8 protein-coding genes are annotated in these 11,220 nt (G+C 40.2%); all 8 read right to left on the minus strand.

Translation table 11 applies throughout. The features are described 5' to 3' along the window. Positions 1-545, minus strand: a 545-nt coding sequence (locus AC1DPQ_RS06135) for an energy transducer TonB (RefSeq protein ID WP_477608421.1), incomplete at its 3' end; no start/stop codon positions are given. After that, the gene (locus AC1DPQ_RS06140; protein ID WP_025144642.1) at positions 545-946 is read right to left on the minus strand and encodes an ExbD/TolR family protein; all 402 of its coding nucleotides are present in this window, start codon (positions 944-946) and stop codon (positions 545-547) included. The genes AC1DPQ_RS06135 and AC1DPQ_RS06140, both read right to left, overlap by 1 nt. Then, positions 946-1,650: a MotA/TolQ/ExbB proton channel family protein gene (locus AC1DPQ_RS06145; RefSeq protein ID WP_029279915.1), complete on the minus strand. Its 705-nt coding sequence runs from the start codon at positions 1,648-1,650 to the stop codon at positions 946-948. The genes AC1DPQ_RS06140 and AC1DPQ_RS06145 overlap by 1 nt, the downstream gene beginning before the upstream one ends. After that, the gene (locus AC1DPQ_RS06150; RefSeq protein WP_477585457.1) at positions 1,650-3,488 is read right to left on the minus strand and encodes an HU domain-containing protein; all 1,839 of its coding nucleotides are present in this window, start codon (positions 3,486-3,488) and stop codon (positions 1,650-1,652) included. The genes AC1DPQ_RS06145 and AC1DPQ_RS06150 overlap by 1 nt, the downstream gene beginning before the upstream one ends. Positions 3,489-3,919: 431 nt before the next feature. Further along, positions 3,920-5,545, minus strand: coding sequence for a LamG-like jellyroll fold domain-containing protein (locus AC1DPQ_RS06155; protein ID WP_477608423.1), 1,626 nt, complete (start codon positions 5,543-5,545; stop codon positions 3,920-3,922). 83 nt (positions 5,546-5,628) lie between these two features. After that, positions 5,629-7,269, minus strand: coding sequence for a SusD/RagB family nutrient-binding outer membrane lipoprotein (locus AC1DPQ_RS06160; RefSeq protein ID WP_477582456.1), 1,641 nt, complete (start codon positions 7,267-7,269; stop codon positions 5,629-5,631). Positions 7,270-7,280: 11 nt separating this feature from the next. Next, entirely contained in the window at positions 7,281-10,391 is a 3,111-nt protein-coding gene (locus AC1DPQ_RS06165; RefSeq protein ID WP_477582454.1) for a SusC/RagA family TonB-linked outer membrane protein, read from the minus strand. A 146-nt stretch (positions 10,392-10,537) separates the two neighbouring features. Then, the coding region (locus tag AC1DPQ_RS06170; RefSeq protein WP_477608425.1) for an ROK family protein at positions 10,538-11,220 on the minus strand (683 nt) is incomplete at its 5' end.

The following is an 11,220-nucleotide window of genomic DNA, read 5'->3' on the forward strand; positions in this document are numbered from 1 at the left end:
CCATAATTTGATGCCAATGGATCGCCATCTTTATCACCTTGGTTTCCTGGTGTTTTTCCAGTTCCATCTCCCTGACCCTGACCAGTATTTTTTTTGCCTTTGTAAAGTGCGTTTTGATTAATCACCGGTTTAGACGGCTTATCTTCAGTTACCGGAGTTGGTGCTGCAGTAGTCGGTTTTGTAGGTTTGGTATTTACGGCAATGGCATCTTCCGTATTTTGTGTCTGAATTTCCTTTTCAGTATTTTCGGTAGCGGTAGTTGGGGTCACTTTTTCTTCCGGCGTTACCTTATCAGGCGCTTTACCATTGGCATTTGGATCTGCCGATGGTTCTTCAATGCTGGTATAATCATCGCCCATTCCTTCTGCTGAAGTTCCATAATTTACAACCATACCACCCATACCCACTTCTTCAGGTGGCTGGAACGAGCCAATCACGATAAAAAAGCTGATCAACAATAAAAAGCCCATAATTCCGCTTGCTATGGCAATGGCCTTAGGGTAATTATTTTCCTCGTTAGGTACGTTTTGTGCTTTGTAGTTCATTATTTTTTAGGCTCAACGGCTACAACAAGTTTTAATTTTAATTTATTGGCAATATCGTTTACCACAAATCCATCCTGATAAGTCACGTTACGCGATACATATAAAAGAATGGTCATATCAGGTGCCAATTTTTGGTATGATGCCAATGTTGGCTCTAATTCTTCAATGCTAACTGGTTTCTTTTCAACGAAATATTTTAAATTTTCGTCTATCGTAACGGTAACTGCTTTCTTGGCGGTCGATTGCTGTCCGCTTGATGATTGTGGCAACAACAATTTAACCACGGTAGGATTTACCACGGCAGAGGCCAATAAGAAAAATAGCATCAGGAAGAACATAATATCGTTCAACGCTGAAGTATGTACTTCTACCGACCCTTTTGTTCTTTTGCGTAAATTCATTATTTGCCTGGTTCTTCTAGTAAATCAATAAAATCAATTGCATCGGTTTCCATTTTAAGGATGATTTTTTCGACCATAATGTTTAAAATGTGATACAGTACGTAAGCGATAATACCGATAATCAGTCCGGTTGCAGAAGTAATCATTTTGGTATATAAACCGCCGGAAATGGTTCCTATTTCAATCGCACCTTTTATTGATACCTGGTGGAAAATGGTAATTACCCCCACAATTGTACCTACGAAACCAAGCATTGGTGCAATACCTGCAACAATACCCAATATACTGATGTTCTTCTCTAATTTAGAAACCTCTAATTTACCAACATTTTCAATCGCGCCTTCAATATCTTTAATTGGGCGGCCAATGCGTTTTAAACCTTTTTGCAACATGCGCGAAAGGGGAGAGTTATTATTTCTTAAAAGCGACATTGCGCCCTCTAAATTTCCAGATTGGATATACGACCTGATCTGACCCATTAGGTTCGATTCGTCTTTGGTTGCTTTTTTAATGGTTAAATAACGTTCAAAGAAAATAACTAAGGCTAACAATGCTAAAAAAGCCAATGGAACCATTACCCAGCCGCCTTTAAAAAGCAGATCGATAAAATGTAGTTCTGGCTGTGGTTGTGTTACTGCTTGGTTAACCGCATTTGCTGTGTCTTGTAATGCTTGTGTGGTGTCCTGAATTAATAAAGTTATCATTATGGTTGTGTGTTGTTAGATTTTTGTTGTACGAAATATCCTTTTCCCTTTAGTTTTTTCTGTAAAATATCTTTCTGTTCTTTAGCTTCCTTTTCAGTTGTAAAACTCGCTATACTTACTTTTTTTAAACGGCCGGGTACTTTTGCGATTTCAGCATTTAAACCGATTTTTTCCATTTGCTTAATAAACACAAGTGCTTTTTTCTCTGATTGAAAAGATGCTGCAATAACGTAAAACGTAGAAGGACCAGTGTTTGGTACAATTTTATTTTCTTTTGGTGTTTCTACAGTAGGTTTAACGGCAGGTTTTGCCGCTACTTTTTTAACCGTATCTGCTTTTTTCTGAACCTGGTTGGCTTTTAAAATGCTATCTGTTTTGGCTATAGAATCCTGTTTTGCTTTTAGGGTATCAACAACAACCTTCGGCGAATCGACAATTACTTGTGCCGGTTTTACTGCTTGGGCTGTTTCACCAGTAAATAATTCTGGTTTAACCAAATAGGTTATCGCTGCAATAACAGCCAAAGCTAACACTGCAATTGTAATCATCAACCAGGTAGACATACCTTGTCGCGTTTCGTCACCATGTTCAATTGGATCGTGACCAAAACGGTTAGGATGCTCTGCATGTTGCTCTTTTATAAATGCAGGGGCCTCAATTACAGGTTCTTCTTTTTTAGCTTCGTCTTCTAAATTGATGTATGTTTTAGGTTCCTCCGTTTCCGACCTAAGCGAGAAACGGCTCGAAGGTTCAGTTTGCGAGACAACTGTTTCTGGTGCCTTCACGGTATTGATTTCTTCAGGAGCTGAGGCATTTTCTGTAGCAATTACTTCGTCTTGTGCATCGTCAGATTCAGGTGTCTCAATTGTCTGATGTTCGGAAGCGATATTTTCTACTTCCGGTTCCGGTACTTCTGCTTCTTCAGTAGTATTTGCTACTTCTTCTATTTCTTCTTGTATTTCAGCAGATTCAGGCGTTTCAATAGCAGGTTGTTCAGTAGCAATATTTTCAGCTTCTGATTCAGGAACTTCTACTTCTTCAGGTTCGGGATTAGTATTTTCTACCTCTTCTTTAGGTGTATTTTCAGCAGTATTTGCTTCATCTTGTGCTTCAGCAGATTCAGGTGTTTCAATTGCCTGATGTTCGGCGGCGATATTTTCTACTTCCGATTCTGGTGTATGACCAAAACGGTTAGGATGTTCTTCATGCTGTTCCTTAATAAATTCTTGTGCTTCAACAATTTCTTCTGAAGGAGTTTCTGAATGTTTTAAAGTGTTTTTAAGATCATCTTTAACTTCATCCAATTCTACATTTTCGATTACCGGAGCCTGGTATGACTTATTCTCAAATGGTGATGGTACCACCGGTGCTTCAGCAATTTCATCGTAAACTTCTTCCTCTTGTTGAGGTGAATCAGTTTTTATTTCCTCAATTACGGTTTCTGTCAATGATGGAAGTCCGTAAAATTCAGAACCATAGTTCATGTTTTTGACCGGTTCGAAACCTAATCCTTGTTCGGTAAAAAATAAACGGCCAGTATTTTGAAGTTCGGCCTCATGGTCTAATTCTAATTTTTGATTTACTTGTTCAACAAACTGGGCAATGTGATTGCGGGCATCATCGTTGGTGCTGTTTGTTTTAGCCGAAATAAAGTTGGCTAAAGCGTCTTCTTCTGTTACTTCTGCTGAAAATTGCAGCGTATATCCGGGAGGCAAAAACGTTTGTTTTTCCTTATCGTATCTTCCTGGGTATTTCTTTTTATAAAAGGTGCCCAAGCCGGTAATACCAACTTCTTTGCGTTGCTGCAAGAGTTCTAATAGGTATGATAAGATATCCATTCGGGTAAAATTAAGCGTTTAAAATTAAAAATTATATTCTACCTTCAAATAGTGTCTATGGGTGCTATTACACATCCTATTCCAAAAAGGGGACAAAAACGAGTACAGTTTTGTTATTTTAATCATGAAAAAAAATCACAGTTTTCTAAACCTATATCTGTATCCGTGCAAAGATAACGGTTACAAAGATAGAAATGGTATGCTAGTAAGCAAATCGCTAAATCGATATAATATTGATTTGAAGCTAAAACCTAAGCTATAGAAACGCTTTACTATAGAAAAGCGTATGTAGAAAGCGAAGAGGGAGATTTTAAAAGAGGCTGTACATAAAATTAAAATCGATTGTCCTTTGACGAGCTCAGGATGACAATTCAATATTTATGATACAACCTCTTAGGTTTCCTTGGTAATTTAACTGTTTTGAAAGGGGCCTATAAACAAGGAACGGTAGTAGACCAATCAGTACTCTCCATGTTAAGCAAGCTTGCGGTGTGGCCGTGCCCGGTTGCATCTGCAATGGTAGTTCCGGTGCCTTCATCAAATTTCCAATAAGCCTCTAAGTTGGTGCTTGTGGCGCTTACACTGCATTTATTGGCCGAAATTGTCGACTGTGCCAGTGCCGATTTCCAAACCCGCATTTCATCAAACTGGCCGTTAAAGCCTCTGTTGGCATCCCAGCTTCTCGAAATCTGTAATGTGCCATTAGCAGCGATAGTGCCCGAAGCACTCATGCTGGCATCTAAAGTGCCATTGATGTAGATTTTCATGGTCGAGCCATCGTATGTTGCCGCGATATGATACCAGGTATTGGCACTTAGCGCTGTAGCGGAGTTTAGCTTTTTAGGCGTTGCACCACCTGTGTTCAATACAAACTGCACTTTATTGTTGGCTAGAGAAGCATCACCCAAACGAAGTAAAGCCACATTGGCATCGCTCACTTCAATCCCCATAATGGTGGAGATATTTGGAGCAGTTGCTTTAAAAGCAGCTGGTTTAATCCATGCTTCGTAAGTTAAGCTGTTGCCTGCAAGATTGAACGTATTCGAATTTAAGTATTCATTAGTGCCGTCGAAAACCAATGAGCGGTTTCCAGCTACTGGTGGTGTACCTCCAGTACCATCAATACAGTTTGGTTTTACAGCAGTTGCAGCGCCATACAATACATTAGACATGGCAGATAATTTAGTTTGTGAGTTGTTGGCTACGTTATAAACCATGGCGCTGGCCAAACCATTATTTTTTACGTAAGTGGCTACAGCTGCCTGATCGCTATTGCCTAAATCGGTACCTAAACCCAATTTACTTTTCGGTACACCAGCATTAATGTATGGCTGTAAACGGCCGGCATAATCTGTTGAGAAGTAAGTTTGCTCAAATACATAATCTAAAATATCGCCCAGTTTTTGGTTGTTATAAGTAGAATTAAAATAATTGGCCTGATTAAATGCGGCCATGGTAATCAGCTTATCGGCACCCATGCGTGCCCGTAGTGCAGCAGCGGCCAGCACCAACGAGCCATCATTTGCGGTACAGGCAGAATACTCATCATCAATATCAATTCCATCTAAACCATATTGTTGTACGGCATTGGCACATTGAACGGCAAAAGCATCAGCCTGCGCATAAGCGGTAAAACAACCCCAGCCTGCATTCTGGTGATTCCCCAGCACATCGAGTACTACTTTTATGCCYAATGATTTGAGATAAGCCACCTTGCCCGAATTTAAGGTCTCTTGCACCTGTGGATTGAAATACAAAGTTGGTACGCCATTTACCGAATTGATATTGGCAGCAAAAATAACAGAAACGCCAAATAACTGACTAGCTGAAGTGCCGTAGGTATAACAACCCGGATTTACGAAATTGTTGCTGTTTACTTCTACATAGGCGGTCATGAATGGAGCAGTTAAGGCCAGGGCGGAGGCATTGGTAGCAGCTCTGGCGGTACCTTTGATGCTCAAAGTGTTGTCTTCTTTTTCAGAATTGGCTTTTTTACAAGCATACAACAGGGCGAAAGCTGTTAACAGCAATACGCCGAAAACGGTTAGTTTTCTCATAGGTTTAAAATTTTGGTTAGAAATTGGTTTGATATAAAAAAGGTAGGACAACTTTCGTTATCCTACCCGGTGGTATTTGTGTGTTAGAAGTTCGCTTTATTCACGTCCCACCATAGTCTGGTGCCACCGTTATCAGGGCCACCAAGCAAGGTTACGGCTTTACGTACCTCATCTTTATTTCCATTGCCGTATTCTGCTGTTGGATATGGCAATCTGCGAATCTGCAATTGGGTATTGATTGTACCGCCGCTATTGTTGTTGGCTACTGTAAACAGTTTTGGGTAACCTGTTCTGCGGAAATCAGCCCAGGCCTCAGCTCCGTCAGGAAAAATAGCTAACCATTTTTGCGTAATAATCCGCTCTAATTTCACTTCGTTAGATGCAGCCCCATCCCATTTAATGGTAATGGTGCTTAATGCGGCTGCATTGTTAGCTGGGTTTTTCGGATCTACATAAGCTGTTGGTTTGCTTACCGCATCGGCCAGGTAGCCACCAATACTAGCGTTCCATTGTTGCATTGATGTAGTTATACCTGTTTCATAATTACTTTGTGCATCTCCTGCACCCGTCCAACCGCGTAAAGCCGCTTCAGCTTTTAAAAACCAAACTTCAGCAGCCGTCATTAATATTTGTGGTGCTTTTTGTCCGATAGGTGATTTTGAATTGTCTGGTACAGAAGCATTTAAGCTCGAATAGGTTTTGTACCCAGCTTTGCCCAAACCGTTAAAAGAAGTATTCGCTCCCGATCTGATTCCTACATACTGTCCTGCAAAAAGAGGATCGGTAGCTGGTGTACAGTATATCGATAAACGTGGATCGGAATAACCAACCAGGTACGATTGTAATGCTGCGCCCATTGCATTATCGCCATCATAATTTACGGTTACATTCCAAAGGTCGTTATTTCTGTTTCCCGATTGCGCAACAGCCGCATTGTCACTTGGTACAGTCATTAATCCACCTGTTGCAGCCATTGCTTTTTCTGCCTGCAACTTTGCTGTAGCCGGATCAACTTTAACAATGCGCATGGCTAAACGTAACCTTAACGAATTGGCTAATTTAAGCCATTTTGCAACATCTCCTCCATAAACCAGATCGCCAGAATCGTAGTAGGCTTTTTTGCCAGGATTTGCTGTGATAAAAGCCTGCAGATTATTTGCCGCTGTATCAATCTGTTTAAAAAATTCGGTATAAACCGTTTTTTGGTCATCGTAAGCTTGCGAAATTAATGATTTACCTGCCTGTGTATAAGGAATCGGACCAAACTTATCGGTTACCCTATCCATCGCAATTACCTGTACTAAAAGCGATATACCCCATGATTCTGGCGCAGTTGCTTTTAAAGGCGATATGGCAATTTTAGAAATTGGCGCCATAACATTGGTATACTGATCGTTAAAACCGGTTTCATTCCAGCCATTATTAAGCGAATAGTTCATATTATTAATACCACCACCAAATGGTGTTGGAGCCATCATGTACCCACTAAAAGCATCGGAACTTAAATTCTGTGCAATTTGGTAGTTAGAAAATATATTTTGCTGAATAGGGCCAATTGCTGATCGCAATAAGGCTAAACTCTGCTCAGTAGTCGGTAAATTATCGTTGGTGTTAAAACTTTCAAAGTTCTTTTTACAGCCTTGGTTTAGGCCAGCAACGGCTAAAAGTAAAACTAAAGACAAGCCTTTAATTTTATGTTGAGATGAATGATATATCGATTTCATGTTTGTTCGGATTAAAATAAAACATTAAGGTTAAAACCAAAACTTCTGGTAACCGGTTGGTTAAAAACATCTATTCCTGATAAGCCGTTACCGGTAGACATGGTAACCTCCGGGTCGTAAGGTGCTTTTTTATAGAAATAGAAGAGGTTTCTACCAATTAATGAGAGGCGCATGCTTTTAAATGTTCCTTTTAAAGGTAAATTATAACCTATTGAAGCTTCGCGCAGGCGCACCACCGTAGCGCTATACACATACTCGCCGGTTACACCGTTTCTGTCACCTAAGAAAGAATAATAGCTTTGTGGGTTAATGGTCGCCGAAACTGCTTTTCCGCTGGCATCTACACCATCAATTTTAACACCGCCCTGCGCTCTTGCATCACCCGATGCTTTTGAAGCTCCTGCCTGGTCCATCAATGCTTCGGTTAGTGAAAGTACCTTGCCCCCAAACTTACCATCTACCAGGAAGCTTAAGCTAAAATCTTTGTAATTGAAACTGTTGTTCCAACCCAACTGAAATTTAGGGTTTGCATTTGCAATTAGGCTATAATCTGCACTTTTAACCGGAAAGTATGGGTTTGCAGCAGTTCCATCACCATTTAGTATGATACGGCCATTTGCATCTCTTTGTAAGGTGTAGCCATAAATATCACCATAAGATCCTCCTGCAGCTATACGCGAGATATATGCATTGTTTCCGCCACCTGTTAAATCGATCGAATTTAAACCTTGCGCCGCCGCTACATCAATAATTTTGTTTCTGTTCAACGATCCGTTAATGGATGTATTCCAGTTAAGGCCATCGCCTTTTAATACATCAGCCCCTAAAGTAAATTGTATGCCCTGATTTTGAACATCACCTGCATTTAAGTAGCCTGTTGCAACAAGTCCAGAAGGAGCTGGCTTAACAGGAATGTATTGGTTTTTGGTGTTTGTTTTATAATAGGTAAAGCTAAAGTTTAAACGGTTGGCTAGAAAACGCATATCAGTACCAATCTCGAAAGATTTTGTTCTTTCTGGTTTTAACTCAGCAAATGCCCTGTTGGTGTTGATGGTAAGTGCACCACCATTACCCAAAGTATTTTGGATAAAGGTTAAGTATGCTGGCACGGTGTTACCGACTTCTGCATAAGTACCTCTTATTTTGGCATAAGTAATCGCCTCTGGCAATTTAACCATTTGCGATACGATGAATGACAAACCTACCGATGGATAAAAATAAGAAACATTTGGGGTGAATGACAGGTTTGAAGACCAGTCGTTTCTACCTGTTAAAGTTAAAAATGCCCAATCTTTATAGGATAAATTCGCGTTTGCAAATACGGCTTGCAATTGGCTGTGGAAAGCATCATTTGCTTTTGTGGTGTTCAATACATCAGAGGTATAGGTGCCTGCTGTTGCCACAATGGTATTATTTGCTGTAAATAAATCAACTGCACTCAAATCGCCTGCTAAAGATAACCCCGTCGTTTTCTGATCGTTAATGCTACCGCCAATCAATCCGTTAATCTTAAAGTCAGAATCTTTCATTGGCACCGTAACGTTTAATATCGCATCGGCATATTTCTGAATGTAAGTTTGAGTATTCTGAGATAAGTATCCTCTACCGTTTGAGTTAAAGTTCCCGTTTATGCCCGAATAACGTCTGTTTTCGAAATCATCTGTAGTACGGTCAATATTTCCCCTTACCTGAAGATTTAACCATGGCGTAAACTCATATTTCACATTTCCACTTAATAAAAAGCGGTTTCTGATGGCGGTATTCGGATTAAGATTGGTTAAAAACCATGGGTTCTGGTTAATATCTGCAGAACCACCTAACCAGTTCTGGCGCGCAGTGCCTACATTTCCTGATAACAAATAATTGTCTTTGTACGGTGTAATATCAACTCCTCTTGGAAAAAGATAGAGACCAACCAACGGGTTGTTGTATAATCCAATTGATGGACTATTGTTTATACGTTGATTAATGTAACTTACATTTCCATCAACCGTTAATTTGTTGTTTAAAAACTTGGCTGTTTCGCGCAGGTTAATATTATGTCTGTTTAACTTGTTGCCTTCCTGTATACCACTTGCATAAGTATTGGCATAAGAAAAATAAGTTTGGGCAATTTCCGATCCGCCAGAAAAATTGATCGAATTGGTCGCATTTGTCCCGGTTTGGAAAAACTGATCGAGGTTATCAGTAGTGTTGTTAATTGCTGGTCCCCAGCTGTCTCTGGTTGCGGTAGATGCAGGGCCATAACTGTTTTGAAATTCGGGTTTGTATGCAATTTTATCAAAAGTTAAACTCGACGAAAAACCGATCTGTGTTTTGCCGGCTTTGCCTTGTTTGGTTGTGATTAAGATAACACCATTCTGTGCCTGGCTACCATAAAGGGCTGCCGCAGATGCGCCTTCCAGTACGGTTAAACTTTCGATATCATCGGGATTTAAGTTCGATATACCATCACCACCATCCTGGCCGCCACCAAAAACACTATTCTGYTGTGCATTGGCGTTACCGTTATTGCTGATTGGCACACCATCAATTACATACAGGGGCTGGTTGTTCCCGCTCACTGAACGGCTACCCCTTAATATTACTTTGGCCGAACCACCAACACCCGAAGAACTCGGACTAATCGTCATTCCGGCAACTTTACCATTTAACGAATTTACAAGGTTAGGACTTTTTACTTTATTCAATTCCTCTCCCGATACTTGTTGGGTGGTATAAGTCAAAGATTTCTCTGATCTTTTTACTCCTAGTGCTGTTACCACTACGGTTTCAAGGTTTTTAGCGTCAGGGGTTAAAGTTATATCAATGGTACTTTGCGTACCTACAGTAACTTCTTTGCTCTGGTAGCCGATAAACGAGAACACCAAAACATCGCCCGTTTTAGCCGTTATGCTATATTGGCCTGAAGTATTGGTTTGTGTGCCACCTTGCGCGCCCTTTATAGTAATGGTTACACCTGGTAAGGTAGCGCCTGTTTCATCTTTTACGGTTCCTTTAATCACATCCTGATAAACAGAATGGAAAGAAACTGCACGATTAAAATGATCGATTGGTGCAGCTGCATACAAGCCCGTGGATGCATAGAGCAAAAAGCACGTTAGCTGTAAAGATTTTTTCATATTCATTATGAATAATTTTGAATAAGTATTTGGTTAATTGTTTGCCGCCTTCAGGATTTCCATCCGTCCGGTTTTATAGTTAAGAGCATTTTGCTTACACAAATTGCCTACAAGGGAATTGAATTATTTTTAAATAATTTTTTTTGTTAGATTTTTTCGATCGTTTTAAATGTCTGCGTAGCCCAGCAACCCGCAGCTCCAACCAAGGCCGCATCTTCATTCAATTTCGAAATATGTATTGGAGAAGTGATGCCCTGCGAATGGAGGTATTTAATCACACCGGGAATAAAACGGCTCGATGCGTTGGCAATATTACCACCAATTACAATGGCTTCAGCCGCATTATCCTGTTGAAATTTTTTGAGGAAAAGCCCAAGGTTATGGCTAAACTCAGCAAATATTTTCCGCACGGTTTGGTTATCGTCGTAAAGTTTGGTCAGTTCTCTAACATTTAGAATATTAAATCCTGTGAGTTCGTAATAACGTTTTAAAAACCATCGTGTAGAAAGATAATCTTCTGTTATGCCATCTAAAAAAGGAGCACACCATAAATTGGCATCGTCAATTTTTCCCTGATTGTAAACGGCGCTTCCTAAACCTGTTCCCAATGTAATGCCAATCAGGTGCTGATAGACACCTGCCTCACCTGCAAACACTTCTCCAGCCAAAAAACAAACAGCATCGTTACTCATCAAAATCTGATCTCCACCAATCTGAAGTTCACTGGCCAGCATGTCTTTTACGTTTAGTCCATAAAAAGCGGCATATTTATCATTGCCTGCGATATAAGAGATACCATTGTCATAATCGAAAGGGCCTGGCATGGCAA

Source organism: Pedobacter sp. 01T416_2 (genome assembly GCF_056398925.1).

What these genes read in the sequence shown, in the direction of transcription:
- AC1DPQ_RS06150 (WP_477585457.1), bottom strand. Translation starts at nt 3,488, where the DNA reads ATGGATATCTTATCATACCTATTAGAACTCTTGCAGCAACGCAAAGAA.
- AC1DPQ_RS06145 (WP_029279915.1), bottom strand. Translation starts at nt 1,650, where the DNA reads ATGATAACTTTATTAATTCAGGACACCACACAAGCATTACAAGACACA.
- AC1DPQ_RS06160 (WP_477582456.1), bottom strand. Translation starts at nt 7,269, where the DNA reads ATGAAATCGATATATCATTCATCTCAACATAAAATTAAAGGCTTGTCT.
- AC1DPQ_RS06140 (WP_025144642.1), bottom strand. Translation starts at nt 946, where the DNA reads ATGAATTTACGCAAAAGAACAAAAGGGTCGGTAGAAGTACATACTTCA.